Genomic DNA, 25,639 nt, shown 5'->3' with positions numbered 1-25,639 from the left:
GGCTCTGACTACACCATCCATTCTGTCGGCTGGAGCAGAATGCGGAAGTGGCCCGCATCAAGTTCCGTCCGACATTTCGGACATAGACGATTCGACGCCGGCCTCGCCGTTCCCCGAGACTTACGCAGCACTGGTCGATCCCACACGCCACCCACACAGATTTCCCACCGAGGCAGCCCCGACAGTTTCGTTCAGACCCTCGCCGACTCCTCGACAGCCGCGTACACCCGACCGTTGACCTCCGCGCCATACTGGCCTTCGCCATCTTCCCCGCCGGAAACCTCCGCCACCGGCTGCACCGGTGAGATCCGGTAGCTGGCCGGAGTCCGGGCGAGCTTAATCGGCGAGGCCACTCCGCGGTAGCCGTCGCCCATCTCCACGACCATCTCGCGGTGCGCGGTATGCGGGTGCTCAACCACCTCGGCGGCATCGAGGATCGGACCGGCGGGCACGCCGATGGCCATCAGCTCTTCGGACAGCGCCTCTGCCGAGGTCGAAACCATGAGCGCTTCGAGTTCGACTCGCAGCGCATCCCGGTTGCTCAAGCGGGCGGCGTTGTCGACGAACCGCGGGTCCCGGGCGAGCCCAGGAGCACCGAGGTGGTCGACGAGCTTGGCGAACTGTCCGTCGTTTCCGGCGGTGATGAACACCTGCCCGGCCCCGGTCGCGAACGCCGAATACGGGGCGATGTTCGGATGGTCGTTGCCGGACAACTTCGGCACGGCCCCACCGCCGAAGAAGTTCGGCAGGTGCGGATGCATGACGGAGATTCCGCAGTCGAAGAGCGTCGTCTCGACCCCCTGACCGCGTCCACTGGTCACCCGCTCCTGCAGCGCCATGAGCACGCCGATGGCCGCGTTGAGCCCGGTGACCATGTCGACGGCGGGCATGCCGATGCGCATCGGCCCGGTCGACTCATTCCCGTTGACCGACATCAGTCCCGACATCGCCTGGATGATCGCGTCGTATCCGGGCCGCCCACCCAGCGGACCGTCATCGCCGAAGCCGGTGATGGACGCGTGCACGAGGTGCGGATAGCGGTCCGGAATGTCCGACACCGGGTCAAGCCCCCACTTCGCCAGGGTCCCGGTCTTGAAATTCTCGACGAGCACATCGGCCCCGGCCAGCAGCCCGTGCAGCGCCTCCTGTCCCTCCTCGGTGCGCAGGTCGAGGGTGATCATCCGCTTGTTCCGGTTGATCCCGGCGAAGTAGCTCGACACTTCCGGCGCCACGAACGGCGGCCCCCAGCTGCGCGTATCATCGCCGGCCGGAGGTTCGACCTTGATGACCTCGGCACCGTGATCGGCCAGGATCTGCGTGCAATAGGGCCCGCCGAGGATGCGCGAGAGATCGATGACCGTGATCCCGGCGAGTGCTCCCGCGCTCACTGCCCGCTCCCTCCGGAACGCGCAGTTCCATCCTCGGCGGACTGAGCTGCTCCACCCTCACCGAGGATCTCCTCGACAGCCGCGAACGCTTCGTCCCGGCCCATGCCGGCACCGTCGATGAGGGCGTCCAGTACGACATCGTCTTCGACGACCGGGACGAGCGGGTTCTGCGGCATCAGCTTGTGGCGCAGCACCAGTGCGGCGATGACGATGCGCGACCAGTCGCCGCGGCTGTCTCCGATCCGCGCGCCTTCCGAGGCCATGATGGACGCGCACACGAGGTTGTAGGTCGCGGTCGCGAGCTGACGCACCCGTGCCTGCTCAACACCTTCGGGCGTGGACTCGAGCGCGTGCAGCAGCGTCGAACTCAGCGTTTGGAGCTGGTCACGGAACGCGGCCGGGAGGTCGGCCGCCTCGGCGATGAGCGTCTCCAGGTGAAGGAACAGCGGCCCCAGCGTTCCCGCCCGGTGGGCGGCGCGGATGACGTCGAGGGCGACGATGTTCGAGGTGCCCTCCCAGATCGAACCGAGCTGGGAGTCGCGGAAGACGCGAGCGTCGCCGTACTCCTCGATGTAACCGACTCCGCCGCGGATCTCCATCGCGTCCGCGGTGACCTTGCGGGCGTCGCGGGTGGCGCGGAATTTGATGAGCGGGGTGAGGATGCGCAGCACCGAGGCGGCTTCGGCGTCACCGGCATCGGCGCGGGCGAAGACATCCGCCGTGTGCAGGGAGATCGACAGCGCCTGTTCCGTGGTCGTCATGATCTTCGCGAGCTGGCGACGCTGCAGGGGCAGCCTGCTCAACGTCGAACCGAAGGCTTCGCGATTGCGGCAGATGAACTTCGACTCGCCGAAGGCCCGGCGCATGAGGCCGGCCGCACGCACGGCGTTGGACAGGCGGGAGGAGTTGACCATATCAGCCATCTGCACGAATCCGCGTCCGATGTCGCCGACGAGGTAGGCGGTCGCTCCCTGCAGGCTCATCTCACCGCTGGGCATCGACCGGGTGCCCAGCTTGTCCTTGAGACGGACGATGCGCATGGAGTTCGGCGAACCGTCTTCGAGGGTACGAGGCAGGAGGAAGAGTCCGATGCCCTTGATTCCGGGCTGTGCGCCCTCGGGGCGGGCGAGGACCATGGCGAGTTCGGCGTCGGCGTTCGAGCAGAACCACTTCTCTCCGGTCAGTGCCCAGGTGCCGTCGCCGTTGTCGACGGCCGTGGTCGTCGCCCGGCCGACGTCGGAGCCGGCGTCCTGTTCGGTCATGAACATCGCGCCCTGGGTCAGGGTGTCGGCATCGGTGCTCGTCAGTCCGCCGATGAAGCGCTCGACGAGCTCGGGCGAACCGTACTTGCGCAGGGTGCGGGTGAGTGAGTCGGTCATGTTCACGGGGCACAGCAGTCCGAATTCAGCCTGTGTGAACAGGTAGACGAGGAGGCACTTGACGATCGGCGGCATCGGTTCGTCCCAATCGAGGACACCGGGCCGGTGGCTCATCGCGGCCAGACCGAGTTCGCCGAAGGCGACTTCCTGCAGGCGCCGGTAGGCCGGATGGATCTCGATCGACTGCTGATCGGCGCCGTTGCGGGTGCGGTGTTTGAGAACCGGAGGATTGACGTCGGCATCGTGGGCAAGATCGTCGAGCTCGCCGCCGAGGCGGGGTCCGAGGTCTTCGAACACCGGTCGGAGGTGCGCGAGCAGCTTCTCGTCGAGGTAGAGCGGAAGCAGATCCTTCAGCGACTGGTCGTCAGCGAAGCGGTCGATGCCGTAGCTGTCCGGGACGGGAGTCATGGTGGTATCGGGCGACCAAGCAGTCTCACGCAAGATAATCTCCTTTGATGGTTTCTTCGACCGTACGCCCGCGAATCAGCGGCTGACAAAGACATTTCTCTTATCCCTGATAATCTTCGGTTATGTCTGATCCGAGTCTCAAGCGCCTCCAGTACTTCATCGCTCTGGCAGAGCACGGCAAGTTCCAGCTCGCCGCCGACGCCGTGAACATCTCGCAGCCGGCACTGAGCGCCGAACTCAAGAGACTCGAGGACTTCGTCGGCAAACCGCTGTTCCACCGCAGTCCCGTGACGAAGCTGACCGCCGCCGGAGAGGCGCTGCTGCCCTATGCGAAGTCCGCTGTCGGAGCCGCCCACCGTTTCAACGAATACGCGGCGGCCGTGAACACGGGGGCGCCGACGTCGATCTCGATCGGCACCGTCGCCACCTTCCTCCATCGGGGTCTGCCGCAGACGATCACGGACTTCTCCGCCGCGCATCCGGACATCCTCGTCACCACCGAAGAGGCCACCTCCGCGGCGCAGTCGGACATGCTGCTCGGCCACGACATCGACATCGCCTGCGGGCATATGCCCCTCCAACATCCCGGCGTCGTGTGCACTCCGGCGGCCCGGGAGTCCTTCTGGCTGTGCGCTCCGACGGGCTCACCGATCACCTCCATCGCCGAGGCGGTCGATTCCCCGTTCGTCATCTTCCGTAAGAGCGCATCCCCGATCTACCACGACACCGTCGTGGGCATCTGCCGCACGCACGGCTTCGAACCGCAGATCCACCATCGGACGGCCAGCTGGTCGGCCGCCGTCGAGATGGTCGCCCACGGGCTCGGCGTCTCGCTTGTCCCCTCACCTGTGGCGCGCAGCTACCACGGCGATGAGCGGCTGACCTTCACCCGGGTCGGCACTCGCCCGAATGCCCCGCAGGCGTGGATCACCGTCCGCCGGGAGGATCAATCGACGCTCATCGGCGACCTCGCCCTCGACCTCGTCATCGCCTCGGAGTCACTCGCCGACCCGGTCGCCGATTCGGTCGTCGATCCGGTCGCCAGTCCGGTCGCCGATCCGGTCGCCGAGTGAGGACCCGAACCTTGCCTCACAGCCGCCTCGGCGAACACGATTTCGCATTCTGATACCCGTCTGACAACAATGACTTCCCGAGTAGTCGGGACTGGTATCAGCAGAAATTCTCTCCTCGCGTCCTACGGCCCGGTAAGCCGCAGAACATAAGGGAATCCGGCTGTAGCATCACTCTAAGTTATGACGATATAACTAAAAAGTGTTTGCACGGCCCACAAGGGCAACTTACGGTGAACGAGCACCCATGCCACGTCAGAGACGCCTGGCATCGGTCGGCGCAATGACGCTCCACCTGAGAGGAATCGCATGTCTGATTCGGTCAACACCGCGAAACGCGCTCGCAAAGCCGGAATCGCATCATTCATCGGAACCACCATCGAGTGGTACGACTTCTACATCTACGGAACCGCCTCGGCGCTGGTCTTCGGGCATGTCTTCTTCCCCGACACCCTGCCTGCCGGCGTCGGCACTCTGCTCTCCTTCGTCACGCTGTGGGCGGGCTTCCTCGCTCGTCCGCTCGGCGGCATCATCTTCGGTCACTTCGGTGACAAGTACGGCCGGAAGAAGACCCTCGTCGTCACGCTCGTGCTGATGGGCGCGGCATCGTTCCTCGTCGGACTGTTGCCCGGATATGCGACCATCGGCATCGCCGCTCCGATCATCCTCACCTGCCTGCGCATCCTGCAGGGCATCGCGGTCGGCGGCGAATGGGGCGGATCCGTGCTCATCGCCAGCGAGAACGCCCCGAAGGGCAAGGGAGTCCTCTACTCGGCCTTCGCTCAGCAGGGATCACCGGCGGGAAATCTCATCTCCTCGGGCATGTTCTTCCTCCTCGCGCTCCTGCCGACCCCGCAGTTCCTCCTCTACGGCTGGAGGATCGCGTTCCTTGCCTCGATCTTCCTCATCGTCATCGGCCTCGTCATCCGCCTCAAACTCGAAGAGCCGGAGAACATGAAGGTTGTGAAGAAGAAGGACGCCGTCGTCAAGGTGCCCGCCTTCGAGGCGATCAAGAAGCACTGGGTGCTCATCCTCCTCGGCGCCGGTGCGCTGCCGCTTATCCAGGTCACCTACCTCAAGACGACGTTCGCCACGGCCTGGGCCACGGACACCTCTCACTCTTGGGCGTACAGCTCGTCGACGTTCCTCGCCGTCGTCACGCTCGCGCTCGTGGTGCAGTTCATCGTCCAGCCCTTCGGCGCGATCATCCTCGATCGGGTCAAGGACATGCGCAAGGCGATCTTCTGGATCATCCTGCCGGAGTTCGTCCTCATGCCGCTCATGTTCTTCGCGATCGAACTGGGCCATCCCGGCATCGCGCTGGCAGCCATGGCCGCTGCGACCGTTCCGCACTCGCTGTTCTACGCCGGCATCGGAGGCATCATCGCCCGGGCGTTCCCCACGCGGGTCCGGTACACGGGCATCTCGCTGGCCTACCAGCTGTGTTCGATGACCGTGGGCGGCGGCACCGCTGCGGCCGCACAGTGGATGTACACGAGCTCGGGTTCCATCGTTCCGGTGGCGATCCTCAGCGCCGGCTATGCGCTCGTCTCCCTCGTCTGCACGCTCATCCTGCTCAACAAAACGGGCTGGACGGCCAGCGAGAACTCGAGGGCCGAGGCCGCCGACGAGGCGGAGTTCGCCGCAGCACTCGCCGCCGAGAAGGTCGAGCGCGACGCCGACTCGAAGGGCGTGACTGACGCGACCGGTTCCACGCCGGCCGCCGACGCCACAGGCGCGGGCTCAGAACCTGCACCGGCGCGCGCTCCCGTCACTCCCTAGGCCTCGGCTTTTACGACGGTGCGGCCCCGAGTTCCTATTGGACTGGGGCCGCATCACGTTGTGTGGTCGTAGAACTGCGTCCCCGACTTCTTCCGCCAAATAGCGCCAACAGCCCTGTCTACGACCAATAGCACTAGTTGCAACATGTGCTATCCGTCGTAAACAGGGCCGTTGCGCGGGAGTCAGCCCGCCCCCACCTCACCGCAGGTAGAGCCGAACCGTATCGATCTCGTCGCGGAGCAGGCGAATCTCCTCGGGCGTCGGTGCCTGGGTCTGCGTGACAACCTCGGCGACGGCCAGGTCCCAGCCGGTCGCGGCCTGCACCTGTTCAACCGTGACTCCGGGATGGACTTCGGTGAGTTCGAGCTCGCCTAGGCGGTCGCGCCGCCGCAGGATCCCCAGCGGGGTGATGACGGTGGAGACGCCGAATCCGCGCGGCTGGAGGTAGTCCGGCTGCTCTGCCGCGCGCACGGGCGATGCCGAGGTGACGAAGTCGAGTTCGGCGGGGAAGGCGGCCGGGTCATGGCGGCGGAGGACGACGAAGACCTCGCCTGCGTTGGCCATGATGTCGGCGGCCCCGCCCGAACCGGGCAGGCGCACTGTCGGAGAATCCCAGTCGCCGATGACGGTGGTGTTGAGCGAACCGTATCGGTCGACCTGAGCCGCGCCGAGGAATCCGACATCGACGTTCCCACCTTGGAGGACGTAGCCGAAGAGGGCATGCATATTGACGACCGCCTCGGCGCCGGAGACGACGACGGAGTCCGCGATGCCTTCGGCCATCGATTCGGGGTGCGCGCCGGCGACCCCGGATTCGTAGATGAGCTGGATGTTCGGATTGACCGTGCGGTGGGCGAGGTCGACGGCCAGCGTGGGCAGCCCGACGCCGGCGAAGACGGTGCGGCTACGGGCGAGCATCTTCGCAGCCGCGCAGACGATAAGTTCGGTTTCGGTGAAATCCTTCGCCGAGGCGGCGCTCACTTCAGGCTCCCTTCGCTCCGCTGGGCACGGCGTCCGTAATCGACCACGCCCGAGGGGCGCGGATCCACGAGCAGACCGCGGAGACGATCGTGACCGATCGATTCGAGGTATTCGGCATGGTCGCGAGTCCCGCGGATATGGACGTCGAGCCACTCCTGCAGCCTCGCAGGGTCCTTCGAGATCGGAGTCCATTCGCGATAGAAGGCATTGTCGCGATCATAGGAACCCTGCACATAGGACGGGTGCGCCCCGGTTCGCACTTCGCACACCGCGTCGACGGCGTGGGCAGGAATGAGAGTGCGGTTCGGGTCGGAGCGGACGACCTCGTCGTCGACGGTCTCCTCGACGGTGACGATGACATGATCGGCCGCGTAGACGGCTTCCTGTTGCGTGCCGGTGATGCCCCAGATCTGGATGTTGCCGTGGCGGTCGGCGCGCTGGGCATGGATGATCGTGACATCGGGGTTGAGGGGCGGCACGACGTACGTCTTCTTGCCCGAGTACGGGTCGACGACGGAGCGGATGTCCGGGTTGATGCCGGGGATGTCGGAACCGACGAAGGAGCCGATCGGAGCAAACGGCAGGCGAGCGGCTCCGGCGTGATAGCGCAGGGTCATCGCGTGGTGCGAATACTCTTCGACCGCCAGCGGCCGCGGGTCGGCCGATTCGATGCGGCGCCGCACCTCGTAGAGGCTGCCTGCCGAACCGGAGGCGAAGAATGAGCAGACGAGGCGATCGACGCAGTCGGCGGCGATCATCATGTCGCTGAGCAGATCGGGGGTGAGCCTGCAGAAGGTGAGTCCGGAGATTCCCTGTCGGATGATCTCGTGTCCGGCGGCGAACGGGATAAGGTGGGAGAACCCCTCGAGCGCCACCGTGGCTCCGTCCTCGACGTAGCGTTCGATGGCCTCAGGCAAACTGACGACTGTGTCACTGTCCATGGTTCGCAGGCTATAGCAATTACCGAAATCCGCAAAACATCTCTGTGATTATTGCTAATTCATGCAATAATTAAGGCACTCATCCGGACCGCCTGATACAGGAGAACACAGTGGAGCTGCAGCAGATCCGCGCCTTCGTCGCCGTCGCCGAGGAACTCCACTTCGGTCGCGCCGCCGAACGCCTCGGCATGGCCCAGCCCCCGCTGAGCCGCACCATCCGCTCCCTGGAGACCGAGCTCGGCGCCTCGCTGTTCCAACGCACGACCCGCTCGGTCAGCCTCTCCCCCGCCGGTGAGGCCCTGCTCGAACCGGCCAAACACATGCTCGCCACCCAGCAGGCCGCCATCGAATCCGTCCACCGCTCCTCCAGCGGCGAGGTCGGACGCGTGCGCTTCGGGTATTCGCACCCATCCTCCCGGGACCTCGCCGCGACCCTCGTGGCGGCCTCGCACGAACGCAATCCGGGCATCACCTTCCACCTCGAGTCGACGGTCTATGCCGACGAAGGGCTCGAGAGGATCATGGACGGCACTCTCGACCTCGCGCTGGTCCGCTGGCGTCGGCGGCCTCCGCTCATCGCGGGTCGCCCCGTCGCGATCGAGCGCCCATGTGTCGCCATGCCGAGTTCACATCGCCTGGCGAAACGGAAGAAGATCGACGTCGCAGAGCTCGCCGACGAACCTTTCGTCCTCCTGCCCGCGCGGCCGAATTCGAACCTGCGCGAAACCGCCATGCGCCTGTGCCTCGATGCCGGGTTCAGCCCCCGCACGACTCAGGAGGCCCCCGACTCGCAGTCGATCTCCGCGCTCGTGGCCGCAGGAATGGGCGTGACGATCACGTTCGACTCCGTCGCCGCGGGCTACGACTCGCGGATCACCGCGGTCCCGCTCGATCTCCCGAACGAAGCCACCCAACTTCACCTCGCATACCGCCTCGATCAGCAGGACGCGGCCCTGAGCACGGTCCTCGATGTCGCCGAGGCGGTCCTGCCGACAGTCCGCTGAGCGCGGCCGGTCTCACCGCCGTTCACATTTCCCCGCGGCAGCTGCCCACGCGACCGACCCCACCACCGTTCACCACGCACGCGTCCGCCGTCGGCGCGTCCGCCGCCTATGCGTCTGCCGTCGACGCGTCCGGATGCCCATTCATTGAGACGACCTCTTGTCTCCGCCGATATATTCGGATATGTTCATAAATCAGAACGTATTGATATCAGCTTCGGTAGTGATGCCGAAGGGATCGATGCCCCACCGCCGCGGCAGGACGGCTCGATCACAACCCAAAGGGAGACTCTGTGTCCGAAGACATCGTCATCTGCGAACCTCTCCGCTCCCCCGTGGGCGGATTCGGCGGACAGTTCAAGGACGTTCCGCATGAGGAGCTCGGCCGACAGGTCCTCACAGCTCTGCTGGAGAAGACCAATCTGCCGGGCGAGGCCATTGAGGATGTCGTCCTCGGCAACTGCTACCCGCACATGGAGACTCCGGCGATCGGCCGAGTCGTCGCGCTCAATGCGGGACTGCCGATCACCGTTCCCGGCCGCCAGGTCGACCGTCGCTGCGGCTCCGGCCTGCAGGCGATCGCCGACGCCCACGCAATGATCTCAGCCGGCTTCGCCGACCTCGTCGTTGCCGGCGGCGTCGAGTCGATGAGCCGCGCACCGTTCTTCAACGAGGAGATCCGGTGGGGCGTCAAGGGCGGCAACATCGAACTCAAGGACGGTCTCGTCCGCGGCCGCCTCACCGCCGGCGGCAAGGATTACCCGGTGCCCGGAGGAATGATCGAAACCGCGGAGAACCTGCGTCGGGAATACAAGATCTCGAGGGAGGACCAGGACGCCTACGCCGTGGAATCGCATCGTCGGGCCGCCTCGGCGACGGAAGAAGGGAAGTTCGCCGACGAGATCGTGCCGATCACGCTGCCCGCCACCCGGAAGACTCCCGAACAGGTCATCACGACAGACGAGCACATCCGTCCTGGCTCGACGGTGGAGAAGCTCGCGAAGCTCAAGCCGATGCTTGGGAAGTCCGACGATGAGGCCACGGTGACCGCAGGCAATGCCTCGGGCCAGAACGATGGTGCCGCCTTGTGCATCGTCACCACCGCAGCCAAGGCCGCCGAGCTCGGCCTGCGGGTCTTCGCCCGCATGCGCAGCTGGGCGGTGGCCGGAGTGCCGCCGAAGACGATGGGCATCGGTCCGGTCCCCGCGACCGCGAAGGCACTGCAGCGTGCGGGTCTCGAACTCGGCGATATCGACCTCATCGAACTCAACGAGGCATTCGCGGCGCAGGTGCTCGCCTGCACGACCGAATGGAAGCTGTCCGAATCCGACTTCGCCGAGCGTCTCAACGTCAACGGCTCGGGCATCTCGCTGGGCCACCCGGTCGGCGCGACCGGTGGGCGCATCCTCGCCACCCTGCTGCGCGAGATGGATCGCCGCGAATCGCGCTACGGTCTCGAGACCATGTGCATCGGCGGCGGTCAGGGAATGGCCGCCGTCTTCGAACGCGTCGCCTGAGACTCACCCCTCCTGAGCCTGATCTTTTCAAGGCAGAACTGAGTTCCGGACGTTCCGTGCGGGAACAGACACCCATTTCCCGCACGGAACGGCCGGAACTCTCCGCGACTCCGGCGACCGAGACCGTCGCGCCTCCAGCCCAGCCCAGACTGCGTACCCGCCCCGTCCAACACCTCGGACGAAATCCGCAGAGACCCCGTTGTCTTCGCCCTGGTCAGCGCCGAGGATGAGGATCATGAACGCAACGAAGCAGCTGCTGACCGGGGTTCGGGTCGCCGATTTCTCCCGAGTCCTCGCCGGTCCCTACGCCACGGCGATGCTCGCCGACCAGGGCGCCGAGGTCATCAAGATCGAGATGCCCGGCCACGGGGACGATTCCCGACATCTCGGACCCTTCACAGATTCCGGGTCGACTTACTTCACCGGACTCAACCGCGGCAAGCGATCGGTCGAGGCCGATCTCAAGGACCCGGAAGACCACGCTCGCCTGCTCGACCTCATCAAGACCAGCGATGTCGTCGTCGAGAACTTCCGTCCCGGAGTCGCCGCGAAGCTCGGCCTGTCCTATGAGGACCTCAGGGCCGTGAAGCCCGATATCGTCTACGCGTCGATCTCCGGCTTCGGGCAGCACGGCAGCCAGGCGGGACGTCCCGCCTATGACACAGTCATCCAGGCCCTGAGCGGCCTCATGGCCTCGACCGGCTTCCCCGAGGGCTCGCCCACCCGCGTGGGCGAATCGATCGCCGACGTCTCCGCCGGAGTCTTCGCCGCCTTCGGCATCTCGTCGGCGCTCTTCCACCGGCAGACGACCGGCGAAGGCACCCATATCGACATCCCGATGCTCGACGTCATGCTCGCCATGCAGCCGACGAACGCCTCCATCCACTCCGCCGGATCCGCTCCCACCCGGGTCGGCAACCGCCACCCGGTCTCGGCACCGTTCGACACCTACCGCGCCGCCGACGGACTCCTCGTCATCGCTGTGGCCAACGACCGCCTCTTCGGCACCCTGGCCGCCACCCTCGGCAAGCCGGGGCTGGCAACGGATCCGCGCTTCACCACCGATGCTCACCGCTCGGACAACGATGAGGCCCTGCGCATCGAGATCGAAGAGTTCACCGCCGGGCGCACCGTGACCGAGCTGTGCGAGATCTTCGAAGCAGCCGGAATCCCGAACTCCCCCGTTCTCGACTTTGCCGAGGCGGTCACCGGCCCCATCGGCGCGGACCGTGGCCTGACCGCCACCGATCTCCGGTCCGGGCACGCCTTCCTCGGCCACCCGCTCCTCGTCGATGGCACCCGCCCCGCGTCCGCGCTTCCGGCGCCCCGCCTCGGCGAGCACAATGCAGACTTCGCCACACCCACCGACGCACCCTGACCTGACCGGCTGGCGCCAACCTCGCCGAGGCGGCGCACTCCGCACGAATCCCCTAGCCTCTCCGCCGGGATTCCCTGATCTTCCCGATCCGGGCCCCGTCCAATTCCATCGAACCGACCCCCACCTCCAAGGAGCACCCATGGCCTTCGACATCACCGCCGACGAACAGGAACTCGTCGACGCGGTCACCCGGATCAGCAAGGACGTCCTCGTCCCGCAGGCGGCGGCCGCGGATGCGAACGAACGCGTCTCGGATGAGACGCTGAGGACCCTCGCCGAGGTGGGGGTCATGGGGCTCAACCTGCCCGAGGAATTTTGCGGACCCGGAGTCGGATCGGTAGCGATGAGCCAGATGGTCGCCGCCATCACTGAGGCGTGCGCGTCGACAGCGTCGATCGTCACCGCGCAGTTCCTCGCCACCGATTCGATCCTCCTCGGCGGCACCGATGCCCAACGCGAAGCGTGGCTGCCGCGGGCCGCAGCCGGCGAAGTCATCGGAGCTTTCGGACTCACCGAGCCGGGTGCCGGCTCGAACCCGGCGGAGATGTCGACGAAGGCCACACGGGTTGACGGCGGCTGGCACCTCAAGGGCACGAAGTGCTTCATCACCAACGCCGGCTTCGCGGACTTCATCATCGTCTACGCGAAGACCGACGTCGATGCCGGCCACAAGGGAATCAGCGCATTCATCGTCGACACCGCGGCCGCCTCGGCGGGGTTGGATTTCAATCCCCCGGAGAAGACGATGGGTCTGCGCGGCAGCCCGGTCTACGAGTTCGTCATCGACACGGTCGTGCCCGAGGACGCCCTCCTCGGGGACGCAGGCGAGGGCTTTACCACAGCCATGCGGGTGCTCGACCGGGGTCGCATCGAGGTCGCGGCGATGAGCCTGGGAATCGGCAAGGCCGCCCTCGACGCCGCCGTGGCGTGGGCAGGTGAGCGCAAGATCAGCGGGAAACCGCTGGGCCGCCTGCAGGGCATCGCATTCAAGCTCGCGGACATGTACACGAAGTACCGGTCGGCGTGGCTGCTGACGATGGACGCCGGCGAACAGCGCGATTCAGGGGTCGATTTCACCCGCTCCTCAGCCACAGCGAAACTCGCTGCCTCCGAAGCGGCCGCGTACATAGCCGATGAAGCCCTGCAGATCCACGGCGGCTACGGCTTCACCCGGGGCTTTCCGCTCGAACGCTACGTTCGCGATGCGAGGATCTATCGCATCTACGAAGGCTCGTCGGAGATCCAGCGGACGATCATTGCCCGCTCTCTGTCCTGACGAGGCGGCTGAAACAAGCCGGAGAATCGAGCGAAACAGAACAGAAATCCGTCCGAGATTACGATCGAAGCGGGGCTGAGGGGCGAGTCATTCGCCGTTGAGTCCCGCTATTCATTTCACCCCGCAGATGATCCGAAATATCGGACAGAATGTGTGATTCAGGTCTCGTCGGTCGCCTCCTCTGGGTGTTGACTAAGACTGATTCATCACTCAAAGGAGGCAATCTTGGCTAGTACGACCAATTCGGGGATCGAGAAGCGATCCATCGATATGGTGCCTGACGCCGAGCGTCACGGAACGCCACGTTCCCAGTTCACCCTGTGGTTCGGCGCCAACACTCAGATCACCGCGATCGTCGACGGGGCCCTGGCCGTCGTCTTCGGCGCCGACGCACTCTGGGCGATCATCGGCCTGCTCATCGGCAACATCATCGGCGGAATCGTCATGGCGCTCCACTCGGCGCAGGGCCCGCAGCTGGGACTGCCGCAGATGATCTCCTCACGTGCCCAGTTCGGCATCATCGGCGCGATCATTCCGCTCGTGCTCGTCGTCCTCATGTACATCGGCTTCGCGTCGACCGGCGCAGTCCTGTCCGGTCAAGCCGTCAACCTCATCATCGGTGCGCAGACCCCGTGGATCGGCATCGTCATCTTCGGCGCACTCACCGCCCTGGTGGCCCTGCTGGGATACAAGTACATCCACGTGCTCGGTCGGATCTCCTCGGTGACGGGCCTGCTCGGGTTCCTCTTCATCACCTACTGCGTGTTCACGAAGGTCGACGTTCCCGGGCTGATCTCGGGTTCGTCGTTCGCCTTCCCCGCCTTCCTCTCCGCGATCGCGCTGTCCGTGGGCTGGCAGCTGACCTACGGCCCGTATGTCGCGGACTACTCGCGGTATCTGCCGCGGTCGACCCCGTCGTCGAAGACCTTCTGGTTCACCTTCGGCGGATCGGTCATCGGATCGCAGTGGTCGATGACTCTCGGCGCGCTCATCGGTGCGGCCGCCATGACGGAGTCCGGCAACGAATTCGTCGAGAACCAGGTCGCCTACGTCGGTGACATCGTCGGCGGCGGCGTCTTCGCGCTCCTCATCTTCATCGTCATCCTGCTGGGCAAGCTCACCGTCAACACGCTGAACGCCTACGGTGCGTTCATGTGCACGCTGACGATCCTCACCTCCTTCGGCAACAGGGCGACGATCCGCCGCTGGACCCGCGCGGTCTTCGTCATCGGCATCGTCACCCTCACCGTGCTTGTGGCGCTGCTGGCGTCAGCTGACTTCCTCGCGAACTTCAAGAACTTCGTGCTCGCGCTGCTCATGGTGTTCACCCCCTGGAGCGTCATCAACCTCACCGACTATTACCTGATCTCGAAGGACCGCTTCGACATCCCCGCGTTCTACGACCGAGCCGGCCGCTACGGGGCATGGAACTGGCGTGCACTGCTCGCCTACGGCGTCGGCGTGATCATCCAGATCCCGTTCCTCGCGCAGTCGTTCTATACCGGCCCGCTGGTCGCGAAGCTCGGCGGCGCAGACATCTCGTGGCTCGTGGGCATCGTCGTCACCTTCGTCCTCTACTTCGTGCTCATCCGCAACCACGGAGTCGCCCCGAAGGAGACGATCTACCCCAGCCTCGAGGAACTCGAGCGCACGTGAGCCCCACCCTCACCGAGGCGGCCCCGCCCTATCCGGGCAGCTGACCTCGGCGGGTGATTCCACTCCTCCAACGGCCGTCGGTCGGCAGCGTGTTTCGCTGCCGACCCGCGGTCGTCGTCATGTTCCCTGCGGGTGGATCCTCCTCGAGATTTGCATTGCGATCGAGGCGGATCCACCCGCAGGAGACATCAACGGCTCACACCGTGCAGGGAATCGGTCACCGCAAGCTCACTCCAGCCGAAAGGCCACGTCTCGCTCACAACGAGCACTTCATCAGCGCCAAACCAACCCTGAATGCGCAGTTCATGCATTCATGTTGCGCACATCACGCAATCGGTGGCACACTTGCATGAGCCGTGCCGACGGGGCCGTCGTGCTCTGATTCGCCCCGAGGCACCGGCACGATCAATGGACAGATCCACCTCCGTGCAAGGAAGCCGAGTATGACCGCGCAGAACATCGACCGGGACGATCGCACAGGCGCCGAAGCCGCCGTCGACCCCTACCACCTCGACCCCAAGGACGTGCTCGAACCGCCCACGACCTTTGCGGGCAAGCTCAAGTACCTCGGTCCCGGTCTTGTCATCTCGGCCGCAGTCATCGGCTCCGGCGAACTCATCACCACCACGGCTCTCGGTGCCAAGGCCGGCTTCGTCCTCCTCTGGCTCGTCATCATCTCCACCGCGGTCAAGGTCTGGGTCCAGCTCGAGCTCGCGCAGTGGACCATCCTCTCCGGTAAGCCCGCGCTCGAAGGCTACGGCCACGTCGGTCCCCGCCTCATCGGGCGTGCCGGCTGGATCAACCTGCTGTGGATCCTCATGGACTTCGCGAAGGTCCTCCAGCGCGGCGGCATCATCGGCGGTGCCGTCGCTGCACTGAGCATCATGCTGCCTGTCTTCGGCGAGCCGCTCTCGACTCCGTCTCTCGTCTTCTGGACGGTCGTCTCGCTCGCGGTCGTCATCGCCCTGCTCGTGACGAACAAGTACAGCATCGTCGAGAAGTTCTCCGTCGGTGCGGTCATCATCTTCACGGTCTCCACTGTCGGACTCGCAGTATCGCTGCCCTTCACCGACTTCGCCTACACCTCGGCGGACGTCATGAGCGGACTGACCTTCGCCATTCCCGCCGGCACGCTGGGCTTCGCGGTCGCGATGTTCGGCATCACCGGCGTCGGCGCCGACGAGATGACGACCTACACCTACTGGTGCCTCGAAAAGGGCTATGCCCGCTACACCGGCCCGAACGACGGCACCGAGGAACGCGCCCGCCGCGCCCGCGGCTGGATCTCGGTGATGCGCACGGATGTGCTCGTCTCCTGGATCGTCTCGACCGTGTGCACGATGTCCTTCTACGTCATCGGCGCGGCTATCCTCCACCCGCAGAACCTCGTGCCCGAGGGCAACGACATGATCACCACGCTGTCGTCGATGTACTCCTCGACGATGGGCGAAGCCGGCCATTGGATCTTCCTCATCGGTGCGTTCGCCGTCCTCTTCTCGACCTTCATCGCGTCGACCGCGAGCGTGCCCCGGCTGTGGACGAACACGGTGTCCATCCTCGGCGTCTTCGATTGGGAGAACACCCTCACCCGTGGCCGCATCATCCGTGTGCTCACCGTGGTCTTCCCGATCATCTGGGCGCTGAGTTACCTCATCATCCAGTCCCCGGTGATCATGGTCCAGATCGGCGGGGTGGCCAGCGGCGTCTTCCTCGTCGCCGTCGTCATCGCCGTCTGGTACCTTCGCTCCCGAGAGGTGCCGGCCGAGTTCAAGTCCAACCACTTCTTCACGGTGATGCTCGTCTTCGCCTCCCTGGCGATCGGTCTGCTGGGCATCTACACCGTGTTCGAGACCTTCGGAATCGAGATCGGAGCCTGATGCGCCTCACCGTCCTCACCCCGTCCTTCGGCAAGTATTCGCAGCGACCGAGTGCGCGATCCGCGCAACTCGGCCTCGACCTCGACTACCGGACCGAGAATCATCCCAAGACCGGCCAGCACCTCATCGAGGCGATCTCCGGCGCCGAGGCGGTCATCGTCGGTCTCGATCGGATCGACTCCGAGGTGCTCGCCGCCTGCCCCGACCTCAAGGTCGTCGCGAAGCACGGAGCCGGGGTCGACAATATCGACTTGGACGCCGCCGCTGCTGCCGGAGTCAGGGTCGTCAACACTCCCGGAGCGAATGCCGAGTCCGTCGCCGACCTCACGCTCGGACTCCTCATCATGGGCGCCCGCCGGATCCGCGCGGCCGAGGATTCTCTGCGCGCCGGTGAGTGGGGCGTGTTCTTCGGTTCGCAGCTGAGCGGCAAACGCCTCGGCATCCTCGGCTTCGGCCGCATCGGACGGGAGGTCGCAAAGCGTGCCGCAGGATTCGGCCTGAGCATCGCTGCGTACGATCCGTACGTCCCGGATGAGGCCATCGCCGAGGCAGGGGCCGAGCCCCAGAACCTCGCCGAGGTGGTCGCAAGGTCCGATTTCCTCACCCTCCACCTGCCCGGTGGCGACGAGCCGCTGCTCGATGCCGAGCTTCTCGCCACGATGCCCAAGGGCGCCGGGCTCATCAACGCGGCCCGTGGCGGGCTCGTCGACGAGGCAGCTCTGGCCACGGCTCTTGAGTCCGGGAGGCTGTCATTCGCCGCCCTGGACGCCTTCGCCACGGAACCGCCGGCGGCGGACGATCCACTGCTCTCTGCGCCGAATCTCATCGCCACCCCGCACATCGGCGCGTACTCCGATATAGCGAACGAGAACATGGGCACGTGGGCCGTCGAAGACGTCGTCCGGGTGCTGCAGGGCGAGGAACCGCGCTTCTCGGTGGTCTGATTCGCCAAGCACCACCGTCGCCATAGACAGAGCGGCATCGTAGACAAGAGGGGCTGCACCGATCGGTGCAGCCCCTTCGACATCCAGTGAGCTTCAAGCCGGTCTCGCTGTAGAGTTCATCCCGGCCGAAACCATACCCTCGGATGGATCAGTGGAATGCTTGGACAATGGTGCCAAGTCCCTCGATTGTACTGGTTAGTCTATCGCCAGGGGATAGGAATTCTTTCGGGTCCCGCCCGAAACCGACGCCGTCCGGAGTTCCCGTGAAAATCAAGTCCCCCGTTCTGAGTTCGATGACTGAAGAGATGTGTTCGATGAGAGTGGGAATATCGAAAATGAGATGCTCGGTCGAACCTTGCTGAAGTATCACGTCACCGCGTCGGCAGTCCATCCTTACGCCGAGGGAGACATCGATCTCATCTGCTGTTGTAATCCAGGGCCCTACTGGCGCAAACCCTTCGTACGACTTTCCCAGTGAAAACTGAGGCGAGTTGGAGGCGGCGAATTGAAGTTCTCGGCACGATAAGTCCTGGCCTACTGCATAGCCTGCTATGTGCTCCCACGCTTCTTGCTTTCCGATATTACGACCGCCTTGCCCAATGACCGCTACGAGTTCCACTTCCCAGTCGACCATTGCTGAAGGCAATTTAACTTTGTGCGAGGCACCTGTCAGCGACGAACTGAACTTGGTGAAAATTGCAGGCGACTCGGGTACTGAGATGTTTACCTCGTCAGCATGATCCTGGTAATTCATTCCGATAGCCAGAATCTGCGTGGGGTCTGGCAATGGGGTCTGCAACTGTAAGAAGTCGACTGTTTCCCCCCGAGTCTTCCAGTCGGCCTCCTCCGACCACACCTGCAACTCGTCCAGCCTGGGAAGTAACGCTTTCACGTCGGACGAAAATTCGCCCCCTGAAAGCGCCTCAATATCCGCAGCGCGCAGTTCGTTTCCGGAATCATCGATCAGATGTGCTTTGCCATCTATTCGTGCAATTTTCAAAGGAGGTCCTTCCATAAAGTAAAGAGTCAAGCAGCTTTTCGAAATCGGCATAGATGCTGGTCAGAGTGAAACTCCGCTGAAGCCCCGCGAGAGTTGGAATCCCGTATTTGGCCGGCCCTTAGTCACACATGAATAAGTACCGGCGTATGCTCCAAGACTCCGTTCGATGATCAGCTCTGAGTCGTGACGGGTGTTTCCAGTGAGGATGTGGTCAAAGAGCGAGTCTTGACTTGATTGGTCTGAGAATTGCAGGGTCGGTAGGAAACGATGAGGCTGCAGCGGACGCAGATGGGCCAGTGCCATGAACACCTGCGCACCGGCCGCGCCCATCCCAGTTGATGCTTCCGCCCAGTCGTCGGTACTCATCTGCATAATGTGAAGCCCTGAGTCCTCGGGCCGTGCTCCATATTCGAGCGTCGGGGATACGTCAACCAGCCCAAGCGGTTCGAGGAACTCTGATTGAAGCAAAAGCGCATCTGATTCGGCGATAATCATGGTCATCCCCAGACCTGCCAGTAGTTCCACAGTTTTCGACATCGTTCTGGCCGCGTAGTCCGTCAGACCAGAGTTGGAGCTCCCCACCCCAATAGTCGTAAGGCCATGCCCTCGCGATTCTTCTCTCGAATCGTGTGCGGTCGGTGCGTCATTGATCCCAATGCGTGCATCGATAAGAGACTGAACGATGTTTGTCACTGCCTCGATGCCACCCGACCGCTGAATACTAGCCCACCCGAATCGAGAAGTATCTATGCCTCGTTTCCGTAACTGCGCTGAGAAGAAGTCGTTATGAGTCTTTTCGCAACCGTGTTCAAGGAATACTGCGTAGTCAATCTCGCTGTGGTCGGCATATCCGACCATCGTCCTTGCATAGAGGTCCTCTGCTTCGCCACCCGAGACTCCACATCCTTCAGTATGTGGAAGTGCAATGACCTCCCATTGGCTGGATAACTCTCCGGAAACTGCACGACCAGCAATCTGTTCGGCAACTTGTCCGGAGCATAGACTCGTCGGCAGGATTGCAATCCTGCGAAGATCACGTACCTTGTTCGGCAGTTTGTTCGCAACTGCGCCACGATTCGCAAATGCTGGCCCCGTCCTGACAGCCTGCAGCGGTCGCCGCCCCGCGCTGTTGTCTGATTCGTGCCAGTCGCGCCAAATCTGCACCTGAGACTGGCCGGTAAGTTCTCCCTTGCTCCGCGTCCCGGAAGCCACAGTCAGCGTATGCTCGTACAGCTCTTCAACAGCTTCTTGGAACGGCTTGCCATCCATCAATGAACCAGCGTTGAAATCCATATCACTCTCAAGCAGTTCAAATCGCTCTGTTGTTGTGACAATTTTGATGGTAGGAACAAATGGGAAGTTTGTGATCGATCCATTTCCGGTGGTGAATAGAATTAGGTTGGCTCCGGCCGCGACCTGTCCGGCAATGCTTTCGAGGTCATTTCCTGGACTATCCATGAAGCAGTACCCCACTCGATCCATTTGTTCGCCATAACCGATGACATAGTCGAGAGTCGTATCGTGATCCTTCTTACGGCCAGCACCCAGCGACTTCAACGTGATGTTGTAAAGACCGCGATAGATGTTGCCTCCAGATACGTTTCCTTCAGCAGTCTGCCCGTGCCGTCGGGCATAAGACTTGAAAGCGTTCTGCTTTCCAAGAAATGCTCCTATGACGGAATCGTCACTCACCTTCGCCAGGACGTGCTGTTCTGCGCCGATAAGCTCGTCAGTCTCAGCGAGGTTCGCTATTCCGCCTTCCTGCACGATTCGTTCCACAGCACTACCAAGAAGCGGGTTCGCAGTGACTCCCGAAAACGCGTCCGAGCCACCACACTGTAATCCCAGCTTGAGGGCCGACATCGGCGCCTTCCCGGGCCTCACGCGTCGCGCACGATCTACCAGTGGCGCTGCAATCCTCTGCAATGCGGCAATATCCGAACCTTCCTCGGATCCTGCGTTGAAAAAGCGGATGCTGCTTGACAGATGTCGAGACCCCATTCTCTGCAATTCCGCCAGCACATCTTCGTTCCTAATGGCCGAGTCTTCAGAGTTCACGAAGATCGCCGAGGCGAGATTCGAATTGACCGCGAACCCCGCCAATGTGCGCAGGAGAAGGGCACGATTGTTGATGGAGGTAGTCGAACCGCCTTCGGTGTGTACTACCGGGACGACACCGTGGAAATCGTCAGTCGTTTCGAATTCTTCGCTTATAGCTTGCGTTGCAGAAAGGACGAGGTTTCGGGAGAGCGAACTGACTCCGATAAGAGCTACGTAGTTACGGGTCCCCCAGCCTCTGCTGTTGCTTCTAAAATAGCCGGAGAACGTTGGCGGATTCGAAACGCCTTCCCGAGTGGGAAAGTACGTATGCGGTTCTGGTATGAACTGTTCAACCGTCGTATCCCGGTCGGTGAAATTGACCGTCAGTCCATCAGGGTAATCTTGTGGGTCACGAAGTTCTAGCACTTCCCGCATCTTCGAGTTGCACAGATAGTCCCCGACAGCCAGATCTCGCGTGGCGTAGCCGAAAGCGTACGTCCACGAGTTCACTTCCGATCCCGCGGGAATTGGCTTGACAGCAAAACGGTGACCCTTCGGAATCGTTGTCGAAATGTCTACCGCTTGCCCAGCGACTTCGAGCGTTTCGCCTGCGAGAATCTTCTCAGTCGTGATTGCCACATTGTCGGATTTGTCCGGAAGCAAGTATCTGATCTTCACTTGCAATCTCCTTTCAGATGTTCTGAATTCTTGGTCGCGCTCGGGGACTCACGTTTCGTCGGAGTTCACTGGTTCAGTGGCAGGCGTCGCTTGTCCGATTGAGTCATACTCCGGGTATTCGTTCTTCGGATCTATTCCACGCTTCATTTGCCATCTGTACACAAGAGTCGTCAGTATCGGCGTGAGGATCGCGGTTGTCACCATGGCTCCCGCGACCTGTGTAGTCGCAACTGCGGCAATATCCGCGTAGCTCGGATCGACAGTCGCAACGACCGCTGGCGTTGCTACAGCATTACCAGCGGTAGACGACTCTGCAGCTCCGGAGATGAGGTTCCTTCTCTCTTTCGGGGTCCGTTTAACACGGTGGATGATGTGAAGGAACAACATCGCTCCGCCTCCCGAGAGAACCACGGTGAGAACTCCCAAAAGGACTCCGGGCGGGCCCGCCGACACGATGTCTTTGAAGTCGATACCGGCGCCGAGCGGAAACGCAAAGAACGGAATGAGCAGGCTCTCACCGGGCTTAAGGAAATCTCGGATCCGCTCATCTAAGTTCCCCAGCAGGAATCCGAGGAGTATCGGGACGATCACGGAAACCAGAGCGATCAGTGGGACGTCCGCCATTCCAGCAGCGCCAAGTACCACGAGCGTGAAAAACGGACCGTCGTTGAGCGCAATGATAGGGAATGTTCCACGATCAGTCTTATTCCCAAACTCCGTAGTCAGCGCGGCAAATAGGCCACCATTTGAATTGATCATGGCAGCAATGATTGCGAGCGGCGTAAGAGTCCATAGCGTGCCATCTGGCGCAAAGAATCCGACCGCCAATCCCACGGCTACACCAGCGGCGATTTTCCCTAGGAGAATCGCGAATCCCTTCTGCAGGACTGGGCCAGTCGACCTTACGGTCAACTGGGACCCCATAATAAAGAGATACACCCCGATGACTGCATTGGCGCCGTCTTTGAAAGCGGCTTGAGTGAATCCACCTATTTCAAGTACTTGTGGAAACAACGTATTTATCGTTGCTCCGAGCAACAACGGAATGATCATCAATCCGCCTGGAATCTTGCTCGCATATTTCAGAATATTCATCTTGTCTCCTTTGACATGTGAAGGGGTCGAAAACTTTTGAAATGAAAGACGAGTCGCTATTCACGCGGAAGTTGTGAGTGAACACATGCTCTTTTCTCAGCGCGGGTGTGTGCGGGCCTATCTGCACGACAAGCACATACCGAGGAAGCACACGTCACCAGAGTCCTGACAGTTTGAGCCAATGAAGCCGTCGTTGGACTCAATTGAGCCGTTCGCATATCAGGATATGAACCGGAGGCTGAGAGCCATGTTGATCGCGGATGGAACTAAAGCTGGCTTGTAGTCTGGGTCTATGCTTCGCATGACCGACGTCGCAGTTCGCCCGTAATGCTCTGCAACTTGTTCAGCTACGCGAGCAGCGTCGCCCGCGCTAAAAGATTCGAAGATTGCACTGTGGTCTCGTGAACTCTGCGACCAATTCACATCAGAATCGGTCAGGTAGATATGCCGGTACCTCTCTGCGTGATCGAAATGCCGAGAAATGCTCGTGTCATATCGCGCGTGAAGTCCCTGCGCCATCGAAAGATGAAAGCGTCGATGGGCGACACTCCAAGCGTCGATATCGTCGTCTTGAATCGCCTGGAACATCATTTCGAGGTCCCGCTCAGAACGGTGACGGTCCTGGTCCGAGACTTGTTTGGTGGCGTGAAACACTGCGAGTGACTCTTGCTGAATGCGCATTGCGTACAAAGCATCCAAATCAGCAGGGTCGACCTGCGAAATTGTCACCCTCTTGTTCGCTTCTACTTTCGCAAGCCCCTCATGCTGAAGCAATCGGAGCGCCTCGCGAAGCGGTGTTCTACTCACCCCAAGCTCGTCAGCGAGTTTGACTTGGCTAATTGAAGAATTGGCGGGTATGCGGTTTGTGATAATTCCTTCTCGGAGGCGCGCATGTGCATACTCAACCAGTCGTCGACTCTCACCAGGTGCAGCCAGATCCCGCGTCATAGTTTCAACCCTTCAGTCCAAACCCGTCAACCGTCTCAAGTGTATACACTTACTCTATGAATCGGAAGTATACGTCCCGTTTTTGTCCAGTTTCGCCATTATCAGCATATGCTCTTTCGAGAACTGCATACACTTACGTGTATGGTCGGGGTGGCCCCCGAGCGCCGACCGCACCAACTGCGATCTAAGGGGCTGCACCGATCGGTGCAGCCCCTTATCTCATGCCCGCGATGCGCGCCTCAGGCCAGGCCGCGCTCCACATCGGCGGCGACCGTCGCGGCGACCTGCTTCTTCGCCTCGTCCGAGAGCGCATTAAACGGCGCCCGCGCCGGACCGAGGCCGAATCCGCGCTCGTTCGCGGCAGCCTTGACCACTGTGTTCGGGTTGCCGAGTGCCAGGCAGTTGCGGATCGGGCGGATGCTGTCCTGTGCGGAGCGCGCAGCATCGATGTCCCCGGCGACGAACAGGTCATAGATCGAGGCCATGGTCTCCGGATAGATGTTCGCGATGCCGCTGATCCCTCCGGCACCGCCGGCCAGCAGGGTCCAGAGGATGAGGGAGTCATTGCCGGAAATGACGTCGAAGGTCTCGCGATCGGTGCGCTCGAGGTACTGCAGAATCGTGTCGAAGTTCCCGCTCGAGTCCTTGACCGCGGTGATGTTGTCCACGGCTGCGAGCTTTTCGAGCGTCGCCGGTGCCACGGCATTGCCGGTCCGCGCAGGAATGTTGTAGACGATGACCGGAACGTCGACGGAGTCGGCCACGGCCCGGAAGTGATTCTCGATCTCGACCTGCGAGGCGGCCGCGAAGTACGGGGTGATGATCGACAGCGCGTCGGCACCGGCCGCAGCGGCATCGGCGGCGATCGCGATGGTCTCCCGGGTCGTTGCGGCACCGGCACCGATGACGACGGGGACGGCGCCGGCCACCTCGTCGATGACGATCAGCGCGGCTTCGGCACGCTCGGCCGCGGACTGGGCGTAGAACTCACCGTTCGTGCCGAGGGCGAAGATGCCGTGGACTCCGGCGGTGAGCTGACGGCGGACATGGGCGCGCAGGGCCGCCTCGGCGATGTTCTCGTCTTCGTCGAACGGAGTGGCGGTGGCGGCGAGGATGCCTCGGGTGGCTGTCATGGTGGTTCCCTCTCAGGTGGTGGAGTGGTTGATCGGCGACGGGTCAGCGGTTGTACTTCGGCTGGGAGCCGCGGACTTCGGCGGTGGCGTCATCGACGGCGGTGAGCACATCGGCCGGCAGCGGGCCTTTGGCGATCGCGGCGATATTGCCCTCAAGCTGGGAGACTCGGCTGGCTCCGAGCAGCAGGGCGGAGATTCCGGGCGCCTCGGCAACCCAGCGCAGGGCGAGCTCGGCCTGCGGGATCCCGGAATCGTCGGCCACGGCGGCAAAGGCCTCGACCGCGGCGAGGACGGAGTCGGAGAGGTAGCGCTGCGAGTACATCTCTGCCAGCACGGATCCCGAGAAACGATCCCCCGTTCCATCGGTCGACGGGCGGCGGGCCAGCAGGCCCCCGGCCAGCGGGTTGTAGGCCATCGTTGCGATGCCGTGGGACTGTCCACATTCGAGCCATTCGTCCTCGATCCGGCGGGCCAGGACGCTGTAGACGTTCTGCGCTACGACGGGGCGCGGCGCGCCCGCGCGCTCGGCGGCGGCGATGACGTCGACGGCCTGCCAGGCGGCGAAGTTCGAGAAGCCCAGCGCGGTGATCTTGCCTTCGGCGCGCAGGGCGGCGATGGTCTCGAGCGTCTCGTCGAGCGAGGCCGCACGGTCGGGCTGGTGGAGATAGAAGAGGTCGATCGACTCGACGTCGAGGCGGCGCAGGGACCCTTCGACGCTCGCGCGCAGTCCCGCTGCGGACAGCGGCGAATGCTCGCCGGCATCGGCGTGGGGCATGCCTGCCTTCGTCGCGAGCACGATCCGGTCCCGGTGCTTCTTCACCAGCGGCGAGATGAGGCTCTCCGTCGTCGACTTCGCATATCCGTTGGCGGTGTCGATGCCGGTGATCCCGGCCGCAACGGCGGCTTCGAAGACCTCGTGCGCTGCCGCTTCGGTCACGGTGTCGCCGAATGTCATCGTGCCGAGCACCAGCCGGGACAGGGGGACGGAGACTCCGTCGAGCGTGATGGTCGAGTCTGTGGTCAAGGGAGTCTCCTCGTTGAGTGGGGCAGATCGTCGATACACCGATCTTCCCATTTGTGCGTGGATCGTGCAACAACTTGCGCATTTCGCGCACACATGTCAGTGTAGAGGGTGTTCAGCCGGACC

General features: G+C 63.0%; 19 protein-coding genes. 9 read left to right on the top strand and 10 right to left on the bottom strand.

Translation table 11 applies throughout. The features are described from left to right. Positions 1-191 precede the first annotated feature (191 nt). Positions 192-1,388: a CaiB/BaiF CoA transferase family protein gene (locus SB749_RS06695; protein ID WP_410709645.1), complete on the bottom strand. Its 1,197-nt coding sequence runs from the start codon at positions 1,386-1,388 to the stop codon at positions 192-194. Next, positions 1,385-3,208, bottom strand: coding sequence for an acyl-CoA dehydrogenase family protein (locus SB749_RS06690; RefSeq protein ID WP_410709644.1), 1,824 nt, complete (start codon positions 3,206-3,208; stop codon positions 1,385-1,387). Before SB749_RS06690 ends, SB749_RS06695 begins: the two co-directional genes overlap by 4 nt. Before the next feature lie 89 nt (positions 3,209-3,297). Here SB749_RS06690 and SB749_RS06685 point away from each other — a divergent pair, with 89 nt between their 5' ends. Beyond that, on the top strand, positions 3,298-4,248 hold the full coding sequence (locus SB749_RS06685; RefSeq protein ID WP_410709643.1) for a LysR family transcriptional regulator: 951 nt from the start codon (positions 3,298-3,300) through the stop codon (positions 4,246-4,248). 306 nt (positions 4,249-4,554) lie between these two features. Beyond that, on the top strand, positions 4,555-6,027 hold the full coding sequence (locus tag SB749_RS06680; RefSeq protein WP_410709642.1) for an MFS transporter: 1,473 nt from the start codon (positions 4,555-4,557) through the stop codon (positions 6,025-6,027). 198 nt (positions 6,028-6,225) lie between these two features. Here the strand turns inward: SB749_RS06680 and SB749_RS06675 are convergent, their stop codons facing one another. Both SB749_RS06675 and SB749_RS06670 read right to left on the bottom strand, forming a co-directional pair. After that, positions 6,226-7,008, bottom strand: coding sequence for a CoA-transferase subunit beta (locus SB749_RS06675; protein WP_410709641.1), 783 nt, complete (start codon positions 7,006-7,008; stop codon positions 6,226-6,228). Further along, positions 7,005-7,949, bottom strand: coding sequence for a CoA transferase subunit A (locus tag SB749_RS06670; protein WP_410709640.1), 945 nt, complete (start codon positions 7,947-7,949; stop codon positions 7,005-7,007). Before SB749_RS06670 ends, SB749_RS06675 begins: the two co-directional genes overlap by 4 nt. 110 nt (positions 7,950-8,059) lie before the next feature. Here SB749_RS06670 and SB749_RS06665 point away from each other — a divergent pair, with 110 nt between their 5' ends. From SB749_RS06665 to SB749_RS06635, 7 genes are all read left to right on the top strand, one after another. Next, entirely contained in the window at positions 8,060-8,953 is an 894-nt protein-coding gene (locus SB749_RS06665) for a LysR family transcriptional regulator (RefSeq protein WP_410709639.1), read from the top strand. A gap of 290 nt (positions 8,954-9,243) precedes the next feature. After that, positions 9,244-10,467 (top strand): acetyl-CoA C-acetyltransferase, encoded by a 1,224-nt coding sequence (locus SB749_RS06660; RefSeq protein WP_410709638.1) that lies wholly within the window; start codon positions 9,244-9,246, stop codon positions 10,465-10,467. Between the two features lie 235 nt (positions 10,468-10,702). Beyond that, positions 10,703-11,845 (top strand): CaiB/BaiF CoA transferase family protein, encoded by a 1,143-nt coding sequence (locus SB749_RS06655; RefSeq protein ID WP_410709637.1) that lies wholly within the window; start codon positions 10,703-10,705, stop codon positions 11,843-11,845. Positions 11,846-11,984: 139 nt separating this feature from the next. Next, positions 11,985-13,121 (top strand): acyl-CoA dehydrogenase family protein, encoded by a 1,137-nt coding sequence (locus tag SB749_RS06650; protein ID WP_410709636.1) that lies wholly within the window; start codon positions 11,985-11,987, stop codon positions 13,119-13,121. A 225-nt stretch (positions 13,122-13,346) separates the two neighbouring features. Further along, entirely contained in the window at positions 13,347-14,777 is a 1,431-nt protein-coding gene (locus SB749_RS06645) for a purine-cytosine permease family protein (protein WP_410709635.1), read from the top strand. A gap of 443 nt (positions 14,778-15,220) precedes the next feature. Then, positions 15,221-16,654, top strand: coding sequence for an Nramp family divalent metal transporter (locus SB749_RS06640; RefSeq protein WP_410709634.1), 1,434 nt, complete (start codon positions 15,221-15,223; stop codon positions 16,652-16,654). Further along, positions 16,654-17,598 carry a phosphoglycerate dehydrogenase gene (locus SB749_RS06635; RefSeq protein WP_410709633.1) on the top strand — a complete coding sequence of 315 codons (945 nt, stop codon included), beginning with the start codon at positions 16,654-16,656 and terminating at the stop codon, positions 17,596-17,598. Before SB749_RS06640 ends, SB749_RS06635 begins: the two co-directional genes overlap by 1 nt. Before the next feature lie 148 nt (positions 17,599-17,746). Here the strand turns inward: SB749_RS06635 and SB749_RS06630 are convergent, their stop codons facing one another. The 6 genes from SB749_RS06630 to SB749_RS06605 all read right to left on the bottom strand — a co-directional run bounded on the left by SB749_RS06630 (position 17,747) and on the right by SB749_RS06605 (position 25,516). Then, the gene (locus SB749_RS06630) at positions 17,747-18,598 is read right to left on the bottom strand and encodes a fumarylacetoacetate hydrolase family protein (protein ID WP_410709632.1); all 852 of its coding nucleotides are present in this window, start codon (positions 18,596-18,598) and stop codon (positions 17,747-17,749) included. A 60-nt stretch (positions 18,599-18,658) separates the two neighbouring features. Further along, positions 18,659-21,316: a UxaA family hydrolase gene (locus SB749_RS06625; protein ID WP_410709631.1), complete on the bottom strand. Its 2,658-nt coding sequence runs from the start codon at positions 21,314-21,316 to the stop codon at positions 18,659-18,661. Positions 21,317-21,364: 48 nt separating this feature from the next. After that, the gene (locus SB749_RS06620) at positions 21,365-22,411 is read right to left on the bottom strand and encodes a 2-keto-3-deoxygluconate permease (RefSeq protein WP_410709630.1); all 1,047 of its coding nucleotides are present in this window, start codon (positions 22,409-22,411) and stop codon (positions 21,365-21,367) included. Between the two features lie 219 nt (positions 22,412-22,630). Further along, the gene (locus SB749_RS06615; RefSeq protein WP_410709629.1) at positions 22,631-23,359 is read right to left on the bottom strand and encodes a GntR family transcriptional regulator; all 729 of its coding nucleotides are present in this window, start codon (positions 23,357-23,359) and stop codon (positions 22,631-22,633) included. Between the two features lie 239 nt (positions 23,360-23,598). Further along, a complete protein-coding gene (locus SB749_RS06610) occupies positions 23,599-24,492 on the bottom strand; it encodes a dihydrodipicolinate synthase family protein (protein ID WP_410709628.1) in 894 nt (297 codons plus the stop codon). 43 nt (positions 24,493-24,535) lie between these two features. Next, entirely contained in the window at positions 24,536-25,516 is a 981-nt protein-coding gene (locus tag SB749_RS06605) for an aldo/keto reductase (protein WP_410709627.1), read from the bottom strand. Between the last annotated feature and the right edge of the window lie 123 nt (positions 25,517-25,639).

The sequence above is a fragment of the Brevibacterium sp. SIMBA_078 genome (assembly GCF_046534565.1).
Lineage (GTDB): Bacteria > Actinomycetota > Actinomycetes > Actinomycetales > Brevibacteriaceae > Brevibacterium.
Note: the sequence above shows the minus strand (reverse complement) of the source record. Positions and strands in the feature narration are given on the sequence as shown.